Annotated in this window: 14 protein-coding genes and 2 tRNA genes; 14 read left to right on the forward strand and 2 right to left on the reverse strand. The window is 47.0% G+C overall.

What is annotated here, in order from left to right; genetic code table 11:
- Positions 1-39: 39 nt before the first annotated feature.
- The 6 genes from C234_RS0100785 to C234_RS0100810 are packed head-to-tail and all read left to right on the forward strand — an operon-like array spanning position 40 to position 10,059.
- Positions 40-897 (forward strand): hypothetical protein, encoded by an 858-nt coding sequence (locus tag C234_RS0100785; RefSeq protein ID WP_027324189.1) that lies wholly within the window; start codon positions 40-42, stop codon positions 895-897.
- Positions 894-2,279 carry a peptidylprolyl isomerase gene (locus tag C234_RS0100790; RefSeq protein ID WP_027324190.1) on the forward strand — a complete coding sequence of 462 codons (1,386 nt, stop codon included), beginning with the start codon at positions 894-896 and terminating at the stop codon, positions 2,277-2,279. The genes C234_RS0100785 and C234_RS0100790 overlap by 4 nt, the downstream gene beginning before the upstream one ends.
- A 22-nt stretch (positions 2,280-2,301) precedes the next feature.
- Positions 2,302-3,954, forward strand: a complete 1,653-nt coding sequence (locus tag C234_RS0100795) for an OstA-like protein (RefSeq protein WP_027324191.1) — start codon at positions 2,302-2,304, stop codon at positions 3,952-3,954.
- A gap of 3 nt (positions 3,955-3,957) precedes the next feature.
- Positions 3,958-4,260, forward strand: coding sequence for a hypothetical protein (locus C234_RS0100800; RefSeq protein ID WP_027324192.1), 303 nt, complete (start codon positions 3,958-3,960; stop codon positions 4,258-4,260).
- A 9-nt stretch (positions 4,261-4,269) separates the two neighbouring features.
- A complete protein-coding gene (mutL, locus tag C234_RS0100805) occupies positions 4,270-6,174 on the forward strand; it encodes a DNA mismatch repair endonuclease MutL (protein ID WP_027324193.1) in 1,905 nt (634 codons plus the stop codon).
- A 21-nt stretch (positions 6,175-6,195) separates the two neighbouring features.
- The gene (locus C234_RS0100810; RefSeq protein WP_027324194.1) at positions 6,196-10,059 is read left to right on the forward strand and encodes a TIM-barrel domain-containing protein; all 3,864 of its coding nucleotides are present in this window, start codon (positions 6,196-6,198) and stop codon (positions 10,057-10,059) included.
- A gap of 443 nt (positions 10,060-10,502) precedes the next feature.
- Here C234_RS0100810 and trpS read toward each other — a convergent pair whose 3' ends face one another.
- Complete coding sequence (gene trpS / locus C234_RS0100815) at positions 10,503-11,600, reverse strand: tryptophan--tRNA ligase (RefSeq protein WP_027324195.1); 1,098 nt, start codon at positions 11,598-11,600, stop codon at positions 10,503-10,505.
- 345 nt (positions 11,601-11,945) lie between these two features.
- Between trpS and carB the strand changes: the two genes are divergently transcribed.
- Positions 11,946-15,167 carry a carbamoyl-phosphate synthase (glutamine-hydrolyzing) large subunit gene (gene carB / locus C234_RS0100825; RefSeq protein ID WP_027324196.1) on the forward strand — a complete coding sequence of 1,074 codons (3,222 nt, stop codon included), beginning with the start codon at positions 11,946-11,948 and terminating at the stop codon, positions 15,165-15,167.
- Positions 15,168-15,580: 413 nt separating this feature from the next.
- Here carB and C234_RS0100830 read toward each other — a convergent pair whose 3' ends face one another.
- Complete coding sequence (locus C234_RS0100830; protein ID WP_034538055.1) at positions 15,581-17,575, reverse strand: family 20 glycosylhydrolase; 1,995 nt, start codon at positions 17,573-17,575, stop codon at positions 15,581-15,583.
- Positions 17,576-17,703: 128 nt separating this feature from the next.
- Between C234_RS0100830 and yaaA the strand changes: the two genes are divergently transcribed.
- The 7 genes from yaaA (at position 17,704) to asnS (ending at position 24,446) form a co-directional block, all read left to right on the forward strand.
- A complete protein-coding gene (gene yaaA / locus C234_RS0100835) occupies positions 17,704-18,477 on the forward strand; it encodes a peroxide stress protein YaaA (protein ID WP_027324198.1) in 774 nt (257 codons plus the stop codon).
- Between the two features lie 4 nt (positions 18,478-18,481).
- On the forward strand, positions 18,482-19,036 hold the full coding sequence (locus tag C234_RS0100840; RefSeq protein ID WP_027324199.1) for a sugar O-acetyltransferase: 555 nt from the start codon (positions 18,482-18,484) through the stop codon (positions 19,034-19,036).
- Between the two features lie 540 nt (positions 19,037-19,576).
- Positions 19,577-19,651 (forward strand) — tRNA-Val (locus C234_RS0100850).
- 35 nt (positions 19,652-19,686) lie between these two features.
- Positions 19,687-19,764, forward strand: a tRNA-Val gene (locus tag C234_RS0100855).
- 349 nt (positions 19,765-20,113) lie between these two features.
- On the forward strand, positions 20,114-21,460 hold the full coding sequence (gene purB / locus C234_RS0100860; RefSeq protein ID WP_027324201.1) for an adenylosuccinate lyase: 1,347 nt from the start codon (positions 20,114-20,116) through the stop codon (positions 21,458-21,460).
- A gap of 67 nt (positions 21,461-21,527) precedes the next feature.
- Entirely contained in the window at positions 21,528-22,940 is a 1,413-nt protein-coding gene (locus C234_RS0100865; protein WP_027324202.1) for a pseudouridine synthase, read from the forward strand.
- A gap of 102 nt (positions 22,941-23,042) precedes the next feature.
- Positions 23,043-24,446: an asparagine--tRNA ligase gene (gene asnS / locus C234_RS0100870; RefSeq protein WP_027324203.1), complete on the forward strand. Its 1,404-nt coding sequence runs from the start codon at positions 23,043-23,045 to the stop codon at positions 24,444-24,446.
- Positions 24,447-24,727: the final 281 nt, after the last annotated feature.

Consider the following 24,727-nt stretch of genomic DNA (forward strand, 5'->3'; position numbering starts at 1 on the left):
TATCTTCGTATCCTGAAACAAAGAACATTACGGTTGAAAATGCGAACGATACTTCTCCTGCTGATAACCCTTTTTTGCTGTGTGGCGTGTAAAGAACAACACGACCATAAAGGGAAGACTCCTTTGGTAGAAGTGGAGGGCAATTTTCTGTACAAAGAAGATTTGATGGCTGTGCTTCCGGTTGGATTGTCTAAAGACGACAGCATTCTTTTTACTGAACATTACATTCATGATTGGGTGAAAGATGTATTGTTGTATGAAAAGGCTGAGAATAATATACCGGCTGATGTAGAAGTGGAAAAACTGGTGGAAAATTATCGGAAAGCTTTAGTCGTGCATGCTTATCAGCAGGAATTGATTCATCAGAAGTTGACGAAAGATATCCCTGAACAGGAAATTGCGGATTATTACGAAAGAAACAAAGCGCTGTTCAAGTTAGAGAATCCGCTTGTGAAAGGCTTGTTCATCAAGCTGCCATTGACTGCCCCTCAATTGAATCAGGTACGTCAGTGGTATAAGGCGCGAAAGCAGGAAGCCGTAGACCGTTTGGAAAAATACAGTTTGCAGAACGCGGTGAAGTATGAATATTTTTATGATAGATGGGTTTCGTTGACAGATGTATTGGATATGCTTCCATTGCAAACTGAGGCACCTGACGACTTTGTGAATAAAACCCGTCATATTGAATTGAAAGATTCGGCTTACTATTATTTTCTGGACGTAAGCGATTATCGCGAAGCGGGTGAGGAAAAACCTTATGAGCTGGCGCGCAACGCAATAAAGGACTTGTTGATTAATCAGAAGCAGGTGAGTTTTATGGAAAAGGTGAAGAGCGATTTATATCAGCAAGCCGTAGATAAAAATAGAATTATATATAATTATACATATAAAAAATGAGGAAGTTTGTGAACTTTAGATTTGTTGTTGCCTGTATATTTGCAATAGTGGCCAATGATGTAGCGACTTATGCGCAAGACAATGTGATCGACGAAGTTGTTTGGGTGGTGGGCGACGAAGCTATTTTGAAATCCGATGTGGAAGAGGTGCGTCTGGACGCTTTATATAGAGGACGTAGATTTAATGGAGATCCCTATTGTATCATTCCTGAAGAGATTGCTGTGCAGAAATTGTTTTTGCATCAGGCTAAACTGGATAGTATTGAAGTTTCCGAAGGTGACGTTATCCGTCAAGTCGATCAAATGATGAACTGGTATATTCAAGAGGCCGGCTCAAAAGAAAAGTTTGAGGAGAACTTCAATAAGACGAGTACGCAAATTCGGGAAATGTTGCGTGAAAATGCGCGCGACGGACTCACTGTGCAAAGAATGCAGCAGAAGCTCGTAGGTGATGTCAGAGTGACTCCTGCCGAAGTTCGCCGTTATTTTAAAGATCTTCCTCAAGACAGTATTCCCTATATTCCCACTCAGGTAGAGGTTCAGATCATTACCTTACAACCCAAAATACCGGTTGCGGAGATTGAAGAAGTAAAGAGAAAACTTCGTGATTATACCGACCGTGTGATGAATGGAGAAATTGACTTTTCCACTTTGGCTCGTTTGTATTCAGAAGATAAGGGCTCTGCTTTGAAAGGTGGAGAAACCGGATTTATGGGGCGCGGTATGATGGACCCCGCTTATGCGAATGTGGCTTTTAGTTTGCAAGACCCTAAGAAAGTTTCTAAAATTGTGGAGTCGGAATTCGGTTATCACATTATCCAATTGGTAGAGAAACGTGGCGACCGTGTGAATACCCGCCATATTCTGCTTCGTCCGAAAGTCTCGGAGAAGGAGTTGACGGAAACTTGTGCCCGTCTGGATTCAATTGCCGATGATATACGTAACAACAAATTCACCTTCGATGAAGCTGCCGCTGTGATTTCTCACGATAAGGATACGCGGAATAACCATGGTATCATGGTGAATATCAATATGAATACCGGAGTGACTACTTCTAAATTCGAAATGCAGGATTTGCCTCAAGATGTAGCGAAAGTAGTTGATAAGATGAATGTCGGTGAGGTGTCGAAGGCATTTGCGATGATCAACGAAAAAGATGGAAAGGAGGTTTGTGCTATTGTAAAATTGAAAGAGAAAATAAACGGGCATAAAGCCACCATAGCAGAAGACTACCAGGATTTGAAAGCGATTGTTATGGAAAAACGACGGGAAGAAATATTGCAGAAGTGGATTTTGAATAAGCAGAAAAGTACATACGTGCGTATTAACGAAAACTGGCAGAAGTGTGATTTTAAATATCCGGGATGGATAAAAAGAGACTGATGTTTAACAGCTTGATTGATATATGCTGAGAAAAAAGGAAAAAACACCACGATACGGCAGGCATAGACGGCTTCTCATAGGCTTTCTATGCCTGTTTGGCGTATGCATCGCAGCGCAGGACCTCAATAAGAAACCGGAAAAGAAAAAGACAAAGGTGTACTTGCTTCATGCTGATGAAGGTCAGGTAGACAAACTTGCCCGGCCGGATGTACAGTTGTTGATAGGTAATGTAAGACTGCGTCACGACAGTATGTATATGTATTGCGACAGCGCGGTGATTTTCGAGAAAACCAATTCTGTCGAGGCTTTCAGCAATGTACGGATGGAACAGGGCGATACGTTGTTTTTATACGGAGATTATCTCTATTACGATGGAATCGCCCAGATTGCCCAGCTTCGTGAGAATGTGAAGCTGATCAACCGAAATACGACTTTGTTGACAGACAGCCTCAATTACGACCGGTTATATAATCTTGGTTATTACTTCGAAGGTGGTAGTCTGATGGACGAGGAGAATGTGTTGACTTCGGACTGGGGAGAATACAGCCCATCTACCAAGATTGCCGTATTCAACCATGATGTAAAATTAGTCAATCCTAAATTTATATTGACTTCCGACACGCTGAAATATAATACGGTTTCGAAAATAGCCACTATCTTGGGACCTTCGGACATAGTGAACGAAGATAATCACATTTATTCGGAGCGAGGTTTTTATAATACCGTTACGGAACAGGCGGAGCTGCTCGATCGATCTGTGCTTACGAATCAAGGAAGGAAATTGAGTGGAGACAGTCTTTTTTACGACCGAAAACTGGGATATGGGGAGGCTTTCGACCGAGTGCAGATGAACGATACCGTCAATAAAAGCATGCTGACCGGAGATTATTGCTTTTACAATGAGCTTACCGATTCGGCCTTTGCAACGAAGCGTGCGGTAGCCATCGATTATTCTCAGGGAGACAGTCTTTATATGCATGCGGATACGCTGATGATGGTGTCTTATCATTTGAAGACAGATTCGTTATGTCGCTTGATGAAAGCATTCCATAAAGTACGGATGTACCGGACGGATATACAGGGAGTCTGCGATTCTTTGGTGTATAATTCCAAAGACTCCTGCATGACCATGTATCGCGATCCTATTCTTTGGAATGAGAATCAGCAGCTGTTGGGCGAGGAGATTAAGATATATATGAACGACAGTACGATAGACTGGGCACATATCATCAATCAAGCGCTCACGGTGGAAATGAAAGACTCTGTTCATTACAACCAAGTGTCGGGGAAAGAGATGAAAGCCTATTTTGAGAACAGGGACATGCGCCGAGTGGAGGTAATCGGAAATGTACTGATCGGCTTTTATCCCGAAGAAAAAGACAGTACGATGGTTGGCTTCAATTCGGGAGAAGGAAGCTTGCTTCATATCTATATGAAAGATAGAAAGATGCAGCAGGCAAAAATGATTGGGAAGTCGAACGGAGTGATGTATCCGTTAGACCAGATACCGGAGGATAAATTGCGGCTGCCTACCTTCGCCTGGTTCGACTATGTGCGCCCGCTGAACAAGGAGGATATTTTCAATTGGCGGGGAAAACGTGCTGGAGAAACTCTGAAACCTACGACAGAGCGGAGGCCGAAGACGGATAAACGGAGTTTAATTAATATGAAATAAAATATGGGAATGTTTTTCAACTCGATGAGGAAACCGCGTAGATTCAATCACAAGTATATCTACGTGGATGAGCGGAAGGAAAAGCTTGCCGAAATGGAGGAGAAGGCTAAGCGGGATTTGGGAATGCTTCCTGAAAAAGAATTTAAACCGGAAGACATTCGTGGTAAATTTGTAGAGGGAACCACGCATCTGAAGCGGAGAAAGGAGAGCGGACGCAAACCTGTTTCCTTGGGAATCATATTGATTATCATTGCCCTGCTCTTGTATCTGTGGCATTATCTACAGACAGGGAGCTGGTCTTTTTAGTTTTTTATTATGAGTGATATCATACATTTATTGCCTGATTCGGTTGCCAATCAGATTGCTGCCGGTGAGGTGATACAACGCCCGGCATCTGTGGTTAAGGAGTTGGTGGAAAACGCCATAGACGCAGGTGCCCAAAATATACATGTGTTGGTGACTGATGCGGGTAAGACAGGAATTCAGGTAATCGATGACGGAAAAGGTATGTCTGAAACCGATGCCCGCTTGTCTTTCGAGCGTCATGCCACTTCCAAAATAAAGGAGGCGGCAGACTTGTTTGCTTTGCGTACGATGGGATTCCGCGGCGAGGCACTGGCTTCTATTGCCGCTGTGGCTCAGGTGGAGTTGAAGACCCGTCCGGAGAGTGAAGAATTGGGTACCAGGCTGGTGATTGCCGGTTCGAAAGTGGAGATTCAGGAGGCTGTTTCGTGTGCGAAAGGGAGTAATTTTTCGGTGAGAAACCTGTTCTTTAATGTGCCTGCCCGTCGCAAATTCCTGAAAGCGAACTCTACGGAGCTGAGTAATATCCTGGCGGAGTTTGAGCGGATTGCTCTGGTACATCCGGAGGTCGCTTTTTCGCTTTACAGCAACGATTCCGAACTATTTAATCTTCCGGTTTCCTCTTTGAGGCAGCGTATCTTGTCTGTGTTCGGTAAAAAGCTGAACCTGCAATTGTTGAACGTAGAGGTGGAGACTACCATGATTAAGATTTCAGGATATGTGGCAAAGCCTGAATCCGCTCGTAAGAAAGGAGCGCATCAGTACTTTTTCGTCAATGGCCGATACATGCGCCATCCTTATTTCCACAGGGCAGTGATGGAAGCGTACGACCAATTGATTCCTTCCGGCGAACAGATCTCTTACTTCATTTACTTTGAAGTCGACCCTGCGAATATCGATGTGAACATCCATCCTACAAAAACTGAAATAAAATTTGAAAACGAACAGGCTATTTGGCAGATTCTTTCAGCGGCAGTAAAAGAATCGTTGGGTAAATTCAGTGCGATTCCTTCCATCGATTTCGATACGGAAGACATGCCTGACATTCCTGTGTTTGAACAAAGTTTACCGCCGGAACCTCCGAAGGTACACTACGATTCGGACTTTAATCCTTTTAAGTCTTCAAGCTCGGGATTCGGAGGAGGCTCTTATAGTCGTTCCAAAGTAGATTGGGAAGATTTGTACGGAGGGCTGACCAAAGCCAGCAGAATGAATGAATTACAACCTGAACCGGATTCGGAATGGGAAGAGCCTTCGGTAGGAGAAGGGACGATGGAACAGCTCGGAATACAGGCTGTTTCTGCCGCTTCATCGGTTTCGGCTTCTCTGTATACCAATGAGCCGATGACGGAGAAGGGGAATCAGCATTTACAGTTTAAAGGTAGGTTTGTTCTGATCGCTGTGAAATCGGGACTAATGCTGATCGACCAGCACCGGGCGCATGTTCGTGTGCTTTTCGATCGTTATATGGCACAAATCAGCCGTAAGCAGGGAGTTTCCCAAGGGGTTCTTTTTCCGGAGATGTTGCAATTGCCTGCTTCAGAAGCGGCAGTGTTGGAAGGTATCATCGACGATTTGTCGGCTGTGGGATTTGATTTGAGCAATCTGGGAGGCGGTAGCTATGCTATCAACGGTGTACCTGCCGGAATTGAAGGATTGAATCCGGTGGAGTTGGTGCGCAGCATGCTTCATACAGCTATGGAGAAAGGCAGTGACGTGAAAGAGGAAGTGCAAAGTATTTTGGCTTTGACGTTGGCACGCGCAGCGGCAATTGTTTACGGGCAGGTGTTGAGCAACGAAGAGATGAGAACTTTGGTCGACAGCCTGTTTGCTTGTCCTTCGCCCAATTATACTCCGGATGGGAAAATTGTGCTTACTACCATCAAGGAAGAAGATATCGAACGATTATTTAAGTAGAACATTATAACACAAAAAGACATGAAAAGCATGACAGGCCGTAATAGGCGGTACAAAAATCTATTTTTTGCGTTTTCTTTAGTAGCAGCCCTCCCTTTTTTCCCTGTGCAGGCCGCACAAAAAGCGGATAGCTCTATAGACAAAAAACAAATGTTTAAAGTTTCGGGAGTGCGGAGGCTGAACTCGACGACTGCCGAAATAATCTTTTCCGGCGGGCGGAGAATGACGATTGACTTCTATGGTGAAAACATCTTCCGCATGTTCAGAGATGATGCCGGAGGGATTATTCGTGATCCGCAAGCCATTCCCGAGGCGCAGATCTTGGTCGATGAACCGCGTCGTCCGGTGTCACGTCTTGACCTGTCGGAAAGCGTCGGTACGATCACGCTCGCTACACAGCGTATTCGTGTGGAAATAGACAAAGAAACTTCGTTGATGAAGATAACCGATTTGCGTACAAACAGGCCGGTGGTGGAAGAGACCGTTCCTGTCTCCATCGAAGAAGGAAGTGTGACCGTGACGCTGAAAGAGCATCCCGGTGAATATTTCTATGGAGGAGGTGTACAGAACGGACGTTTCTCACACAAAGGAAAAGCCATCTCCATTGAGAACCAGAACAGCTGGACGGACGGGGGAGTAGCTTCGCCAACCCCTTTCTACTGGTCGACCAATGGCTATGGGGTGATGTTTTATACGTTTAAAAAAGGGCGTTACGATTTTGGAGCGGAGACTCCGGGTGTGGTAAGACTTTCGCATGAATCTCCGTATCTCGATCTGTTTTATATGGTGAACGACGGAGCGGTGCCTTTGCTGAACGATTTCTATCAACTGACCGGAAATCCCGTGCTCATTCCGAAATTCGGCTTTTACGAAGGACACTTGAACGCTTATAACCGCGATTTCTGGAAAGAAGACGAGAAAGGTATTCTATTCGAAGACGGGAAACGATACAAAGAGAGTCAGAAAGATAACGGTGGTATCAAAGAATCACTCAATGGAGAGAAAGGCAATTATCTGTTTTCTGCCCGGGCGGTGATCGACCGTTATAAGAAGCACGACATGCCTTTGGGTTGGCTGTTGCCCAATGATGGATACGGAGCCGGTTACGGACAGACGGAAACTCTCGACGGAAATATTGCTAACCTCAGGAGTCTGGGTGATTATGCCCGTAAGAACGGAGTGGAGATCGGGCTTTGGACACAGTCGGATTTGCATCCGAAAGCAGGCATCAGCCCGTTGTTGCAGCGCGATATTGTGAAAGAGGTGCGCGATGCGGGCGTACGTGTGTTGAAAACAGACGTGGCATGGGTGGGAGCCGGCTATTCGTTCGGCCTGAACGGTGTGGCGGATGTGGCTCATATCATGCCTTACTATGGCAACGAGGCTCGTCCTTTCATCATTTCGCTCGACGGCTGGGCGGGAACGCAGCGTTATGCTACCATCTGGTCGGGAGATCAGACAGGAGGTGTATGGGAATATATCCGCTTTCATATTCCTACCTATATCGGTTCGGGGCTCTCGGGTCAACCTAATATATCTTCGGACATGGACGGTATTTTCGGCGGAAAGAATCCGGTGGTGAACATCCGCGACTTCCAGTGGAAAACGTTCACGCCCATGCAGCTCAATATGGACGGATGGGGAGCGAATGAGAAATATCCGCATGCCCTCGGCGAACCCGCCACTTCGATCAACCGCATGTATCTGAAGTTGAAATCGGAGTTGCTGCCCTATGCTTATACTTACGCCAAAGAGGCGGTAGACGGCAAGCCGCTTATCCGTGCTATGTTCCTCGACTATCCGAACGATTATACGCACGGCACTGCCACCCGTTACCAATATATGTACGGTCCCGACTTTCTGGTTGCGCCTATCTTTCAGGCGACTAAGACAGACAAGGCTGGAAACGATGTCCGCAACGGCATTTATTTGCCCGAGGGCTCGTGGGTAGACTACTTCACAGGCGATACGTACGAAGGAAACCGTATCTTGAACAATGTGGAAGCACCTCTTTGGAAACTTCCCGTGTTTGTAAGAAACGGAGCCATCATCCCGATGACAAATCCGAACAATAACGTGCATGAGATAGATCGTTCGGTGCGTATCTACGAGTTGTACCCTTATCGCTATTCGGAGATGACGGAGTATGATGACGACGGAACGACCGAAGCCTATCGCTACGGCAAGCATGCCACCACCCGTCTGCAATCGGATGTAGATGCGAGGGGGCGTGTGCATATTACGATTCATCCCGCTCAAGGAGACTTTGAGGGATTTGTAAAGGAAAAGACAACGGAACTTCGCATCAACGTGACTGAAAAACCGAAAACTCTGCGCGCAAAGGTGAACGGAAAACGTGTGAAGCTCACTGAAGCGAAGACGGTGGAAGAACTCCGCCGGGGGGAGAATGTGTATTTCTATGATGCCGCTCCCAATCTGAACCGCTTTGCCACAGAAAGCAGCGACTTTGCCAAGCAAGCAATCGTAAAGAATCCGCAACTGCTCGTCAGGCTGGCAAAGAGCGATGTAACGGCTGTCACACAGGAGCTGACGGTGGAGGGGTTCCGCTTCGAGCCTGCCGACCGCAACCTGCATGCAAGCGGGAACTTGGCGGCTCCTTTGGTGCGGATGACCGAAGAGAATACAGGAGCCTATACGTTGAAACCTATTTGGGGGAAGGTGGAAAATGCTGATTTCTATGAGATAGAGGCGAATGGTATGTTGTATACGACGATACGTGATACGGAACTTCTGTTCGAAGATCTGAAGCCGGAAACGGATTACCTGTTTAACATACGTGCTGTCAACAAAGACGGGCTGTCGGCATGGACGCCGCTGGCGGCAAAGACCCGAAACAATCCGCTGGAGTTTGCCATTCGGGGTATCAAGGGAGAGACGAGCGTAGAGAATCAGGCGGGATTCGGTGTGAACCGCTTCTTCGATTTTGCCGAATCGGGCGACCTCTGGCATACGAAGTACGGCGCAAAAGCTTTACCGTTCGAATTGATTGTTGATCTGGTGACGGTAAATCAGTTGGATAAGTTCTGGTATTTGCCTCGCGTGGACGCCGGAAACGGAACCTTACTCAAAGGCTCGGTGGCTTACAGCATGGATAAAGACAAATGGACGGATGCAGGAACGTTTGAATGGAAGCGCAATGGAGACACGAAAGAATTTGTATTTGCCGCCCGCCCGTCGGCACGTTACATCAGGCTCTCGGTTACGGAAGCTGTGGGCAATTACGGTTCTGGTCGCGAACTCTATGTGTTTAAGGTGCCCGGTACGGAAAGCTACCTGCCCGGCGACATCAACAACGACGGGAAGATTGACGAGAACGACCTGTCATCGTACATGAACTACACCGGTCTGCGTCGTGGTGACTCTGATTTTGAAGGATACATCAGCAACGGAGACATTAACAAGAACGGGCTGATCGATGCGTATGACATTTCGGTGGTGGCCACTTTACTCAACGGGGGCGTGAAACCGCTGCCTAATGAAAAAGTTGGTGGAACGCTTTCCGTCAGTACAGCTAAACAGGTATACCAAGCGGGTGAAATGGTAGAGGTGCGTGTGAAGGGGAACGACCTGAAAGCGGTCAACGCGCTCAGCTTTGCCCTGCCTTACGATCAGGAAGAATATGAGTTTGTGGGTGTGGAACCGTTGCAGATGAAAGCCATGGAGAATTTAACTTACGACCGGCTGCATACCAATGGCATGAAGGCCCTTTATCCGACCTTTGTTAACTTGGGAATGCAGGAGACGCTCGAGGGAAGTGTGGAACTTTTTGTCCTGAAGTTCAAGGCGAAGAAGCGCGTGCGTGCCGACTGGAAGCCGGCAGACGGCATGCTGGTCGACCGTCGGCTGGGTATTTCTGCTTTCTGAAGAAAGATAGCCGGATAAGCAGCGGCAGTTCCGATGGTATCTCGGAATAGTTAATGGGGCAGCTTCATGTATCTTTTGCCGGTCGAAACAAAATCCCCTTTGTCTTAGCCTTGTATTATAATAAATGAGAGCTAAGGCAAAGGGGATTCTCTCTGGAGGTCTCATTGCTTAAAAGTCATATAAAAATGGATGAACTACTTCCTGATCCATGTACATGAATATGATGGAGACTACTTCAAAGATCTGGCAGACCTACTTCGGGACATTCCTGCATATTGAGTAGTTCGGACAATACTATATTTACAGGTAATATATCCGAAAACTATTTATGGGGCTGTCCGATTTTTGGGCGGCCCCGCAAAACCATTTAAGGAGACAGTCTTTTTTCGATATTTTTTAAAGGTTGTCGATTATCCCTATTCTGGCTTTGGAAAGATCCCATCTTATTGGTTTGCCGCGAATCTTCTCGCCTGTTCTTCTATCAATTCTTTGTCGTCGAAGTAATTGATCTTCATTGCTTTCTTTACGTCCGATAATGTGTCGGCGGCAGCGGCTCTCGCCACTTCGCATCCTTTTCGCAGCATCTCGTAAATGCCTGGAATGTCTTTTTCGAATTCCTTCCGGCGGTTGCGGATGGGCTCCAAAGTCTCTTGCATGATGGCGTTCAGGAACCGTTTCACTTTTACGTCTCCCAAGCCGCCGCGCTGGTAGTGGGCTTTTAACTCCGCCAGATTCGGATAATCGGGCAGGTAACGCTCGAAATGTTCGGGGCGGCTGAAAGCGTCGAGATAAGTGAAGACCGTGTTTCCTTCGATCTTGCCCGGGTCTTGCACGCGAATGTGTCCCGGATCGGTGTACATACTCATCACTTTCTTTTGTATCTCGTCTGCCGTATCCGACAGGTAGATGCAGTTGCCCAGCGATTTGCTCATTTTCGCTTTGCCATCGGTCCCCGGCAAACGCAGGCACGCGGCATTTTGAGGCAGCAGTATTTCAGGCTCTACCAATGTTTCACCATAGATATGGTTGAAGCGGCGAACAATCTCGCGTGCCTGTTCGAGCATCGGTTCCTGATCTTCCCCCACGGGCACGGTTGTAGCGCGGAAAGCCGTGATGTCGGCCGCCTGACTGATGGGATACGTAAAGAATCCTACGGGGATGCTGGCTTCGAAGTTGCGCATCTGTATCTCGGTCTTCACTGTCGGGTTGCGTTGCAGGCGCGACACGCTGACGAGATCCATGTAATAAAAGGTGAGTTCGCACAGTTCGGGAATCTGCGATTGGATGAAAATAGTAGCTTTCTCCGGATCCAATCCGCAGGCAAGATAGTCGAGGGCTACTTCAATCACATTCTGACGCACCTTTTCCGGATTGTCGATATTGTCGGTCAATGCCTGTGAGTCGGCAATGAAAACAAACATCTTGCTGTAGTCGCCGGCATTCTGCAACTCCACTCTTCCTTTCAGCGAACCCACGTAGTGCCCGATATGAAGTCGTCCGGTAGGGCGGTCGCCTGTCAATATGATTTTTTCTTTCTTCATTTTATTACCTTATTATATAATTGAACCGCAAAGATAGACATAAAAAGTGAAAGAAGCGCCAAAACCGTCTAACTTCATTTTGAGAAAAAGAAAGGGTTTCTTTTTGCTATGTGCGAAAAAAGTCGTTACTTTGCGCCGAATAAGAAAAACTGAGAATGAATCAACAGGAAGTCAGAAGTAAGTATTACCTCCATTCGGACGATTTTTATCCGGATACGGCAAGCTTCTTCTTTTTTTCTGAAAAAACGATATGTAAGTTCTTTGGTAATGCGTTAGTCCTTCTTTAAGGGTAACGCATTTTTTTTATATGTACCTTAGGTATAAAACATATTTATAACAAAAAAGATGGAAAAGGAAATGAAGAAAGTCCTCGTGTTAGGTTCCGGGGCTCTTAAAATCGGACAGGCCGGTGAGTTCGACTACTCCGGCTCGCAAGCGCTCAAGGCGTTGAAAGAAGAAGGTATCAGTTCGGTATTGGTCAATCCGAATATCGCCACCATTCAGACTTCGGAGGGGATTGCCGATAAAGTTTATTTCCTTCCCGTGACTACTTATTTCGTAGAAGAAATTATAAAGAAAGAGCGTCCGGACGGCATCCTGTTGGCGTTTGGTGGGCAAACGGCCCTGAACTGCGGTGCCGAACTCTACACCAAAGGCGTTCTCGACAAGTATGGAGTGAAAGTGTTGGGAACCTCAGTAGAAGCCATTATGTATACTGAAGACCGCGACTTGTTTGTGAAAAAGCTGGATGAAATAGGCATGAAGACTCCCGTCAGCCAAGCGGTAGAGAATATGAAAGATGCCATTGAAGCTGCCGAGCGTATCGGATTTCCCGTGATGGTTCGTTCGGCTTATGCGCTTGGCGGACTGGGTAGCGGTATCTGCCGGGATAAGGAGGAGTTTGTCAAACTGGCGGAAAGCGCTTTTGCTTTTTCGAAACAGATATTGGTGGAAGAGTCGTTGAAAGGGTGGAAAGAGATAGAGTTCGAAGTCATCCGCGATACCAACGACCATTGCTTCACGGTGGCGAGCATGGAGAATTTCGATCCGCTCGGCATCCATACCGGAGAGTCGATAGTGGTAGCCCCTACCTGTTCGCTCGACGATAAGGAGCTGAAGATGCTTCAGGAATTGTCTACCAAATGTATCCGCCATCTGGGTATTGTAGGCGAATGTAACATTCAGTATGCGTTCAATTCAGAAACCGACGACTATCGTGTGATTGAAGTGAACGCCCGCCTGAGCCGTTCTTCGGCGTTGGCTTCGAAGGCTACCGGATATCCGCTGGCTTTTGTCGCCGCCAAAGTGGCTCTCGGATACACGCTCGATCAGATCGGCGAGATGGGAACGCCGAATTCGGCTTATGTGGCTCCGCAACTCGATTATTATATTTGCAAAATTCCGCGCTGGGACTTGACAAAGTTTGCCGGAGTATCGCGCGAGATTGGCTCCAGCATGAAGTCGGTAGGCGAGATCATGTCTATCGGACGTTCGTTTGAAGAAATCATCCAGAAAGGTTTGCGCATGATCGGACAGGGAATGCACGGCTTCGTAGGTAATAACGGAGTGCGTTTCGATGATTTGGAGAAAGAGCTTTCATGCCCTACCGACTTGCGTATTTTCGCTCTGGCGCAGGCGTTGGAAGAGGGATATACTATCGAGCGTATCCACGAGCTGACGAAGATCGATCCCTGGTTCCTCGGCAAGCTGAAAAACATTGTAGACTATAAAGAGAAGCTGTCTGCCTACAACAAAGTGGAAGACATACCGGCTGACGTGATGCGTCAGGCTAAGGTGCTCGGCTTCTCCGACTTCCAGATTGCCCGCTTTGTGCTGAACCCTGCAAGCAATATGGAGAAAGAAAACTTGATGGTACGTGCGCATCGTAAAGCCTTGGGTGTGCTTCCTGCAGTGAAACGCATCAACACCGTAGCTTCGGAACATCCCGAACTGACCAACTATTTGTATATGACGTATGCGGTGGAAGGGTATGACGTGAATTATTATAAAAATGAGAAATCGGTAGTCGTGCTGGGTTCCGGCGCTTACCGTATCGGTAGCTCCGTTGAGTTTGACTGGTGTTCGGTGAATGCCGTACAAACCGCACGTAAACTGGGCTATAAGTCGATCATGATCAACTATAATCCGGAAACCGTATCTACCGACTATGATATGTGCGACCGGCTCTATTTCGACGAGCTTTCTTTCGAACGTGTACTCGACGTAATCGACCTTGAGCAGCCTCGTGGGGTAATTGTTTCTGTGGGCGGACAGATTCCGAACAATCTTGCCATGAAACTGTATCGCCAGTCTGTGCCGGTGCTGGGAACTTCTCCACTCTCTATCGATCGTGCCGAAAACCGCAACAAATTCTCGGCGATGCTCGATCAGCTCGGTATCGACCAGCCGGCATGGCAGGAGCTTACCAGCCTCGAAGATGTGAAAGATTTTGTTGACAAGGTAGGATATCCTGTGCTGGTGCGCCCTTCTTATGTGCTTTCGGGTGCGGCGATGAACGTCTGCTACGATGACGAAGAATTGGAGAACTTCTTGAAGATGGCTGCCGAAGTGTCGAAAGAATATCCGGTGGTGGTTTCGCAATTCCTCGAAAATACGAAAGAGATTGAGTTTGACGCCGTGGCGCAGAACGGTGAGGTGGTAGAATATGCCATCTCCGAACACGTAGAGTTTGCCGGCGTACACTCCGGTGATGCCACGCTGGTGTTCCCTGCGCAGAAGATTTACTTCGCCACTGCCCGTCGCATCAAGAAAATCAGCCGTCAGATAGCGAAAGAACTGAATATCTCGGGGCCGTTCAATATTCAGTTTCTTGCCCGCAACAACGAGGTGAAGGTGATAGAATGCAACCTGCGTGCTTCTCGCAGTTTTCCGTTTGTGTCGAAAGTACTGAAGCGCAATTTCATCGAAACGGCTACGCGAATCATGCTTGATGCTCCTTATACCCGTCCGGATAAATCGGCATTCGATATCGACTGGATCGGAGTGAAAGCTTCTCAGTTCTCTTTCTCCCGTCTGCACAACGCCGATCCTGTGCTGGGTGTAGACATGTCTTCTACCGGCGAGGTGGGATGTATCGGCGACGACTTTTCGGAAGCGTTGCTCAATGCCATGATTGCTACCGGATTCACCATTCCCGAAAAGGCGGTGATGTTTTCTTCCGGTGCGGTGAAGTCGAAAGTCGACCTGCTCGATGCCAGCCGTATGCTTGCCGCCAAAGGCTACCGGATTTACGGAACTGCGGGAACGGCCGCTTTCCTGAATGCTCACGGCGTAGATACTACACCGGTTTACTGGCCTGATGAGAAACTGGGAGCGGAAAACAATGTGATGAAGATGATAGCCGACCATAAATTCGACTTGATTGTCAATATCCCGAAGAATCATACGAAGCGCGAACTGACCAACGGTTATCGTATCCGCCGCGGAGCAATCGACCATAACATTCCGCTGATTACGAACGCTCGTCTGGCGAGTGCCTTTATCGAAGCTTTCTGTGAACTGAAGCAGGAGGATATCCAGATCAAGAGCTGGCAAGAGTATAAGTAGTCAGGATAACGAGAGCGATAAAAAAGAGAATAAAGGAACTGTTTGGGAAGTCTTCTTATAATATAAGGTGGTGCTGAACGTCCCTTTTACAAAATCGGTAGGCTGTCTCAGAGTTGATAAATGAGACAGCCTTACTTGTGGATTTGGCAGATTGAAATATAATAACCCCCTTGTTTTAGCCCTGACTTGCAATCCATGTAAAGCTAAACAAGGGGGTTGTCTTAAAAAGAGGTTTACTCTATACGATTTTGATTCTCTATTTTGAAACAGGCTTCCGGGGTTTATGTTCTGAGAAACTTTGTTGCATTCTCTTTTAACCGCGAAGCTGCTATACGGAGTCTTTGGGGAGAAAGTTCTGCGTGATAACAGCCTTCGACGGTTGTTAATGAATACCGGTTATCCTATTTATTCGTCTATTTTTCAGTGTTCCCGATGCAATAGTTGTACACTTTCAGGTTGCTGATTTTACTCTTGAAGCTGCCCGCTTTCTGCAATGGGAAAACCAGTGTGGGCAGATAATACATCGCATCTTTGCCTCCGTTGAAAATGCGCTTCTCCACTTCCATCTTCTCTTTCACCTTTCCGTCGACAAACAGCGTCACTCCCTTATTGGTACCTTCAATGCGGATGTTCGCTTTTTCTCCCGGATTCACTTTATAGACAAATGTGTCCAGATAACCGTCGCGTGCAAATCCCATCATCCCGCGAATGGGGTCGGAGAGATAGAATACGGCATTTTCAGAACGGAACAACTCTGCGCCCGGTTGCTCTGCCACCCCTTCAATGTCGAAGCTGACGGTGTAATTGTAGCCTATCTCCGGATATGGCGACCGGCTTTCCGGAGCAACGGCAGGCTGTTCGTACACCAAACTTCTTTCTGTACCGATGCGTGCCAACTGGTTTACTCCCGGAGCTTCGCTCAATAGGTGTCGTTTGTCACCGTACGCTTCGAAGGGCAAGCCGGTCTTTGCGCCGGTCCACATCTTCACCGAGAGAGTTTGCAAGGCGGGGAATACACGATGGTGAATGTCTTTCACTGATACGCCATTGCCTGCATGGTCGTTCCATACAGCGAACATGCCGCCCAAAATATTCGGGTCTTTCTCTTCAAATACCTCTTTGCCGATGCGTGCCGGAGTCCATTCCTTATACAGATAGGCCTCGTTGAGGTAGTCTTGATAATATCCTGCCATCGGTACGATGTAAACCATCCCGTCGGGTATGCTGATAAGCTGGTAGCCTTGCTTCACCATCTCTCTCGGATCGGCATATCCGTTGTACCATGCACCCATCAATACATTTTCCGATTTTACGGGTGTGTCTCCTTTGGCATGTGTGAGCGCTCCCCAAACCACCGCCTGCTTGCCGAAACTTTCCACATAACGGATGTAGTGGTCGGTGAATGCGCGGAACTGCTCCACCACTTCTTTCTTGGCATTCGAATATTCGTCAGTTCCGATGTGTACACGCTTGCCTGTGAACACGGGTTCGGGCCCCGATAAATACTCCTTGAACAGCCCGTCGACAAACTTGAATGTCTCAGGATTGAAAATATCCAAGTGATCCATCTCGTATTCCTTGCTTCCGATTTCCGGTTTGTAGTGAGTGAAGGCCAGCGAATGGGCGGGTACGTCGATTTCGGGAATGATTTCTACGAATTGCGCCGCCGCTTCGTGTTGGAACTCTTTGAATTCGGCTTTCGAGTATGAACCGTCACGTGCAGTCAGTCCCGGATAAGTTTCCGACTCGAGGCGGAAAGCTGCGTAGGTCTTCGCCCAGTCGTTGTTGAAAAACTGCTTGAATCCGTTGTCGTTCAGGTGCACCTGCAAAGTATTCATTTTATAATACGCCATCACCTTTACAAGGTCTTTCAGATAGCTCATGGGGATGAACTTCCGTCCGCAGTCGATCATGAAACCACGCATCCGGTAGTCGGGAAAGTCTCTTATCTCTCCTTGCGGCAGTTCCCGATTGTCCGTTTGTTCCGATAGTTGCAGCAAGGTGCGGGTGCCCCAGTAGACACCTTGTGCGGTGGGCGCTGAGATTGTCACGCGGTCGGTTATTTTCATCCGGTAACCCTCTTCACCCAACTGCTTGTCGGATGCCAATGTGAGAAGAATATCTCCTGGACGGGCTTTCCCTTCATCAACGCCGGGCTTAACGCCAAACATAGTCCCGTAATCTTCAGAAAGCATGCGAGCGATGCGCAGGAGTTCTGCCGATGATTTTCCGGACACTACAATCCGCATTTCAGACGCAGGGGTAAATATTCCTTTTCCACCTTTCCACTCTTTCAGTTCGGGAACGGCAAAAGGCTTCGGGTTGACGGCGGCACAGACAAGGCTGCCGGTGAAACTGAGAAATACGCTCAGAATAAAAGCTCTGGTAATAGTTTTTCGGTTTTTCATGTAATCAACGAATAATGTTATTTGTTATTAATTAAGCGGCTAAAATAGGTATAATTCCGGTACTTGCCATTTGAAGCTGAAATTATTAGCTTATTTTTGCTATTCAAACTTTTTGAACATAGCCAATCATGCTGATACTATTATCTTGCGCCAAAACGATGAGCGATGCTTCGAAGCAAAAGACTCCTTTCATCACCACGCCCCGCTTTCGGAAAGAGGCTGCCGCAATCGCCCTGCAGATGTCGCAGCTTTCCGTGCAAGAGCTGGAGCGATTGTTGCGGGTGAATGCCAAAATTGCTGTCGAAAATTACAAACGTTATCAACAGTTTCATGCCGAGGGAGTGCGCGAACTTCCTGCCTTGCTGGCATATACGGGGATTGTTTTCAAAAGGTTGAATCCGAAAGATTTTTCGGCGGATGATTTCGAATATGCCCAGGAGCATTTGCGGCTGACTTCTTTCTGCTATGGATTGCTTCGTCCGCTGGATGCTATCAGGCTTTACCGGTTGGAGGGGGACGCAGTGTTGCCTGAATTGGGTAATCGGACGTTGTTTGCCTATTGGCGGGAGCGTCTAACTGATGTGTTTATCGACGACATCAAGCGGGCGGGAGGGGTACTCTGCAATCTGGCGAGCGACGAGATGCGCGGCTTGTTCGACTGGAAGCGTGTAGAAAGCGAAGTGCGTGTCGTCACTCCCGAGTTTCATGTCTGGAAAAACGGCAAGTTGGCTACTGTAGTGGTGTATACCAAAATGTCGAGGGGTGAAATGGCCCGCTACATCTTAAAGAACCGGATTGAATCGCCCGAAGAATTGAAACGTTTCGTTTGGGAGGGTTTTGAATATAATGAACGTTTGTCGTCGGAGCGAGAATTTGTATTTACTAATGGATATGGAGGATGAAGGTATGACTGAACCGGAGAAAATGCGCAACGGACAGTTGGCGGATATGTCCGACCCGGAATTGCAGCGACGTTTTGAACGTGCCAAAAAACTACTGGCACGAATGCGCGGACTGAGTACGTATGATGAGGCTTATCGCGGACTGTTGGAAGAATTGGTTCCGGGTATTCCTGTTACTTCGGTCATCTTTCCGCCTTTCTACTGCGATCATGGAGATGGAATCAAGTTGGGCGAACATGTGTTCGTCAATGCCAATTGTACTTTTTTAGACGGTGCGTACATCACTGTCGGCAGTCATACCCTGATAGGCCCTTCGGTGCAAATCTACACGCCGCACCATCCGATGGATCATTTGCAGCGGAGAACTCCCGGTGAATATGCTTTTCCGGTAACCATAGGAGAGGATTGCTGGATTGGGGGAGGAGCGATCATTTGTCCCGGAGTGACCATTGGCGACCGTTGCGTGATCGGTGCGGGAAGTGTAGTGACGAAAGATATTCCTTCCGACAGCGTAGTGGTAGGAAACCCTGCCCGTGTCATTCGCAAGAATACTCCTTAAAATAACGATACTTAATTGCTTTTGTTGCAAGAATCAATTCGTCTTTCGTCTGTGTTTTATTCGTCTGCCGCTCGGGAGATGAATAAAACACAGACGAGAGATGAATAAAACACGGTCGGCAGACGAAATAAAACATTAAGCGAATCCGTTAGCTATTGCGAAGCAAGGCCTTATTTTAAAAGCTTTCGTTTGTCTTGAAAAACTTTTCGGGAAGTCAGTTCCATAGGCCACTTGCTTTCTGTTTAATATCATTTTCCTGTGTCTTCCTCTGCATATATATCCGTGGTCGGGAAGCGTGTTTTTCAGGCAGAAGTGATATTGCTTTTGTTTTGTAAACAGCTGCGCTTCGTTTTGTGGGCACTCTGTTGCTTGCTGTGGCATTTTACTTCTTTATTGACTTGCAAAAAAAGAACTTTGTTTTCTGCTGAAAATCAACACTGTTTTTTCTTGAAACAAAAAAATAGAAAAAATAATAAGTAAAATACTTGCAGGATCCAAAAAATGCCGTACCTTTGCATCGCTTTTGAAACGGAAGTGTACGGGCGTTTAGCTCAGCTGGTTCAGAGCATCTGCCTTACAAGCAGAGGGTCGGCGGTTCGAATCCGTCAACGCCCACCTAAAAAACTGATGCACTTCCGAATTGTAAAGAAGGGCGTTTAGCTCAGCTGGTTCAGAGCATCTGCCTTACAAGCAGAGGGTCGGCGGTTCGAATCCGTCAACGCCCACCAAGCCTAAATGGCTGTAAATGCGTGTTTTACATTGTCTGTGAGCTGGCGTGCGATTGCATGCCAGCTCCTTTTTTTGTACGAATAGGCCTTATTTGACCTTAAAAAGAGGTAAATAAGAGACTATTTCTTATAACTATTTTATAACTCCATTCGGTTTTCATCTGTTGAAAGTCCTCTTTTTTGACAAGCTTTCTCTTTGAGAAAAATGCGTTTCTGCCTTCGCTTTATTGTTTTTTTTGAAAGCTTTTTTGTTTCTTACTGTTTTTATGCAAACTTTCTCTTTCCTTTGAGCGGATAACTCAAGAAAAAGAATTAATTTTGCAACCTGATAATTATCTTAATAAGACGTATGGAACTGGACGTGTTGACGGCTGTCTCACCGGTGGATGGTCGATATAGAGGAAAAACGAAAGCTTTGGCAGCTTATTTTTCCGAGTTTGCGCTGATTAAATATCGTGTACAGGTAGAAATAGAATATTTTATCGCTCTGTGCGAGCTTCCGTTACCGCAGTTGGAGGGAGTAGGCAAGGATATATTCCATAAATTGCGCGACATCTATTTGAAGTTTTCCGAAGCTGATGCCCAACGGGTAAAGGATATTGAAAGCGTGACGAATCACGACGTGAAAGCGGTGGAGTATTTCCTTAAGGAAGAATTCGATAAGCTGGGCGGTATGGAGCCCTATAAGGAGTTTATCCATTTCGGTCTTACTTCGCAGGATATCAACAACACATCTGTTCCTCTCTCTGTCAAGGAGGCTTTGGAAGAGGTCTACTATCCGCTGCTGGAGGAATTGATTGCTCAACTGGAAGCTTATGCCGCCGAATGGGAGCATATCCCGATGTTGGCTAAGACTCATGGACAGCCGGCATCTCCCACCCGTTTAGGAAAAGAAGTAAAAGTGTTCGCTTATCGTTTGCAACGTCAACTCGCAATTTTGAAGTCTTGCCCGTTGACGGCAAAATTCGGCGGGGCTACCGGAAACTACAACGCGCACCATGTGGCGTATCCGCAATATGATTGGAAGCAGTTCGGCAACCGTTTTGTTGCCGCTAAACTTGGGTTGGAACGTGAAGAATATACTACGCAAATTTCCAATTACGATAACCTGTCGGCTGTTTTCGATGCAATGAAACGCATCAATACGGTGATGGTGGACATGAATCGTGACTTTTGGCAGTATATCTCGATGGAATACTTCAAGCAAAAAATTAAAGCCGGAGAGGTAGGTTCGAGCGCTATGCCTCATAAGGTGAATCCGATAGACTTTGAGAATGCCGAAGGAAACCTCGGACTGGCGAACGCTCTTCTCGAGCACTTGGCGGTAAAACTTCCGGTTTCGCGCTTGCAGCGTGACTTGACCGATTCGACCGTGTTGCGCAATGTGGGCGTGCCTTTCGGCCATATTGTTATCGCTATGCAGAGCTCACTGAAAGGGTTGCGAAAGCTGTTGCTCAACGAATCGGCTATCTACCGTGATTTGGATGATTGCTGGAGTGTGGTTGCCGAAGCTATTCAAACCATTTTGCGCAGAGAAGCTTATCCGAATCCGTATGAAGCATTGAAAGCCTTGACGCGTACGAATGAGGCTATTACCGAGAAATCGATCAGGGAATTTATCGAAACTCTGGATGTGAACGAGCATATAAAAGATGAATTAAGAACAATCACTCCGCACACATATACGGGAGTGTAATGTTACATATAACATTGAGAATTCCGGCCGTGAGGCCAAAGTTTAATTTTATTCGAATAAAAAAACAATGAACACAGGAAATGAAGAATGGCGCGACGACTCTTTTAATCAAGAGAATGAAGGCGCCGGCCGTGACGGTAACAGATTTTACAACAGAGAAGGAAGCTACAACCGCCCTTCGTATAATCGCGAAAGCGGTGACCGCCCGTATCGTCCGCGATTTAATGCAAACCGAGAAGATAGCTACGATCGTCCTCAACGCTCGTATGGCGATCGCCCTCAACGTTCCTCTTTCAATCGTGAGGGTGGAGACCGCCCGTATCGTCCGCGGTTTAATGCAAACCGCGAAGGAGACTACGACCGTTCGCAACGCTCGTATGGCGATCGTCCTCAACGTTCCTCCTTCAATCGTGAAGGTGGCGACCGCCCGTATCGTCCGCGATTCAACAATGAAGAATCGGCCGACCGTCCTCAACGCTCGTATGGCGATCGTCCTCAACGTCCTTCTTTCAATCGTGAGGGTGGCGACCGTCCGTATCGTCCGCGATTGAGTGGTAATAATAATTATGGTGAAGGCAGGGATCGTCCACGTCGTCCCCGGTTTAATAATAACTACGGTGAAAGTGGCAATCGTCCGCGTTTCAACAATGATCGTTCGCAAGGCGGATACCGTCCGCGTCCTCGTACGGCGGATTATGATCCGAATGCGAAATATAGCAAGAAAAAACAGATTGAGTATAAGGAACAGTATGTCGATCCTAACGAACCGATTCGTTTGAACAAGTTCCTTGCCAATGCTGGAATATGCTCTCGCCGTGAGGCGGATGAGTTTATCACTGCGGGGGTCGTGTCTGTGAACGGTGAGGTAGTGACGGAATTGGGAACAAAGATTAAGCGTTCGGATGTGGTAAAATTCCACGATGAGCCGGTAAGCATCGAACGGAAAGTGTATGTATTGCTGAACAAGCCGAAAGATACGGTTACTACTTCAGACGACCCTCAGGAACGTCGGACGGTGATGGATCTTGTAAAGGGGGCTTGCAATGAACGTATTTATCCCGTGGGGCGTCTCGACCGGAATACTACAGGAGTGTTGCTGCTGACAAACGACGGTGATTTGGCCTCGAAGCTTACGCATCCGAAGTTTTTGAAAAAGAAAATCTATCACGTTCATCTCGACAAGAATCTGACGAAAGCCGACATGGAACAGATTGCAGCCGGAATCCAGTTGGAGGATGGTGAAATTCATGCCGATGCTATCAGCTATGCGGATGAAGTAAAGAAAGATCAGGTGGGCATCGAGATTCATTCCGGAAAGAACCGCATCGTTCGCCGTATTTTCGAATCGCTTGGGTATAAAGTAACAAAGCTCGACCGTGTTTTCTTTGCCGGTTTGACAAAGAAAGGCTTGCGTCGCGGCGATTGGCGTTATTTGACCGAAGCCGAAGTAAACTATCTCCGTATGGGATCGTTTGAATAAACAAGATTTTAAAGTTTCTGAGTTGGTGGGTGAAGATACGGCGGAATGCTTTTCGCTTTGTATCTGAAACCTTCCAACTCGTGTCTAATATAAGAAATAGTTATGGAAAAAATCAGTAGAACAAAAATTGTTGACTTGCTGAAACGTGATGATTTCGGGGCTAAAGTCAACGTAAAAGGGTGGGTTCGCACCCGCAGAGGTAGTAAACAAGTCAACTTTATTGCACTGAATGACGGTTCTACAATAAATAATGTGCAGATTGTAGTCGATTTGGCTTCTTTCGATGAAGAGATGCTGAAGCAGATCACTACGGGGGCTTGCTTGAGTGTGAACGGGGAGATGGTGGAGTCTGTAGGTTCCGGTCAGAAGGTGGAAGTGCAAGCCCGGGAAATTGAGGTACTGGGTATTTGCGACAATACTTATCCTTTGCAAAAGAAAGGGCACTCTATGGAGTTCTTGCGCGAAATAGCTCATTTGCGCCCTCGTACCAATACGTTTGGAGCTGTATTCCGTATTCGTCACCATATGGCGATTGCTATTCACAAATTCTTTCACGAGAGAGGTTTTTACTATTTTCATACGCCTATTATTACGGCTTCCGATGCCGAGGGAGCTGGACAGATGTTTCAGGTGACGACATTGGATATGAGACATTTGGGAAGGACGGAAGACGGGGCTGTAAAGTATGATGATGACTTTTTCGGCAAACAGGCAAGTCTCACTGTGTCCGGACAGCTTGAAGGTGAATTGGCGGCTACGGCGTTAGGAGCTATCTATACGTTCGGTCCGACCTTCCGCGCGGAAAATTCTAACACTCCCCGCCATTTGGCAGAGTTCTGGATGATTGAGCCCGAAGTGGCTTTCAATGATATCACCGACAATATGGATTTGGCCGAAGAATTCATTAAGTATTGTGTGCAATGGGCGTTGGACAACTGTGCCGATGACGTGAAATTCCTGAATGACATGTTTGATAAAGGATTGGTGGAACGTCTGCAGGGGGTGCTGAAAGATGATTTCGTGCGTCTGTCGTATACTGAGGGTATTAAAATTCTGGAAAGCGCGGTTGCCAATGGGCGTAAATTTGAATTTCCTGTCTATTGGGGAGTCGATTTGGCCTCTGAACATGAGCGGTATCTCGTGGAAGAACACTTTAAACGCCCGGTTATCTTGACCGACTATCCGAAAGAAATCAAGGCTTTCTATATGAAGCAGAACGAAGACGGGAAAACGGTGCGCGCAATGGACGTGCTGTTTCCGAAAATTGGTGAGATCATCGGAGGATCGGAACGTGAGGCCGATTACGAGAAGCTGCAGTCGCGTATCGACGAATTGCATATACCGATGAAAGACATGTGGTGGTATTTGGACACGCGTAAGTTCGGTACCTGTCCGCATTCCGGTTTCGGACTCGGGTTTGAGCGTCTGTTGCTTTTTGTTACGGGCATGGCGAATATCCGTGACGTGATACCGTTCCCACGTACTCCGAGAAACGCGGAATTTTAAAGAAAGAGGGTGAATTCTAAGTCCTCTCCAAACAATATCTATAAAATCTTACCCAGGTTTACGAATATTAACGTATCCTTGGGTAAGTTCTTATATAGACATAACTACTCTTCAGAAGTGTATAGCTACTTCCTAAACCTAAGAATTTTTCGAAGTTAAGCCCCTTTTATTATGCTACCAATGTTACAAATGGAGTCTGCCTTCGTATCACAGCAAAAGACCTTGCTATGATTTTGGCTCTTACCGCATTGATTACAGATGCTTTATGTTTTCCCTCGGCT

The sequence above is a fragment of the Bacteroides pyogenes DSM 20611 = JCM 6294 genome, assembly GCF_000428105.1.
GTDB lineage: Bacteria > Bacteroidota > Bacteroidia > Bacteroidales > Bacteroidaceae > Bacteroides > Bacteroides pyogenes.

Excerpts from the sequence above, each read along its gene's own strand:
- C234_RS0100785 (WP_027324189.1), top strand. The coding sequence starts at position 40 with ATGCGAACGATACTTCTCCTGCTGATAACCCTTTTTTGCTGTGTGGCG.
- C234_RS0100790 (WP_027324190.1), top strand. The coding sequence starts at position 894 with ATGAGGAAGTTTGTGAACTTTAGATTTGTTGTTGCCTGTATATTTGCA.
- C234_RS0100795 (WP_027324191.1), top strand. The coding sequence starts at position 2,302 with ATGCTGAGAAAAAAGGAAAAAACACCACGATACGGCAGGCATAGACGG.
- C234_RS0100800 (WP_027324192.1), top strand. The coding sequence starts at position 3,958 with ATGGGAATGTTTTTCAACTCGATGAGGAAACCGCGTAGATTCAATCAC.
- mutL (WP_027324193.1), top strand. The coding sequence starts at position 4,270 with ATGAGTGATATCATACATTTATTGCCTGATTCGGTTGCCAATCAGATT.
- C234_RS0100810 (WP_027324194.1), top strand. The coding sequence starts at position 6,196 with ATGAAAAGCATGACAGGCCGTAATAGGCGGTACAAAAATCTATTTTTT.
- trpS (WP_027324195.1), bottom strand. The coding sequence starts at position 11,600 with ATGAAGAAAGAAAAAATCATATTGACAGGCGACCGCCCTACCGGACGA.
- carB (WP_027324196.1), top strand. The coding sequence starts at position 11,946 with ATGGAAAAGGAAATGAAGAAAGTCCTCGTGTTAGGTTCCGGGGCTCTT.
- C234_RS0100830 (WP_034538055.1), bottom strand. The coding sequence starts at position 17,575 with ATGAAAAACCGAAAAACTATTACCAGAGCTTTTATTCTGAGCGTATTT.
- yaaA (WP_027324198.1), top strand. The coding sequence starts at position 17,704 with ATGCTGATACTATTATCTTGCGCCAAAACGATGAGCGATGCTTCGAAG.
- C234_RS0100840 (WP_027324199.1), top strand. The coding sequence starts at position 18,482 with ATGACTGAACCGGAGAAAATGCGCAACGGACAGTTGGCGGATATGTCC.
- purB (WP_027324201.1), top strand. The coding sequence starts at position 20,114 with ATGGAACTGGACGTGTTGACGGCTGTCTCACCGGTGGATGGTCGATAT.
- C234_RS0100865 (WP_027324202.1), top strand. The coding sequence starts at position 21,528 with ATGAACACAGGAAATGAAGAATGGCGCGACGACTCTTTTAATCAAGAG.
- asnS (WP_027324203.1), top strand. The coding sequence starts at position 23,043 with ATGGAAAAAATCAGTAGAACAAAAATTGTTGACTTGCTGAAACGTGAT.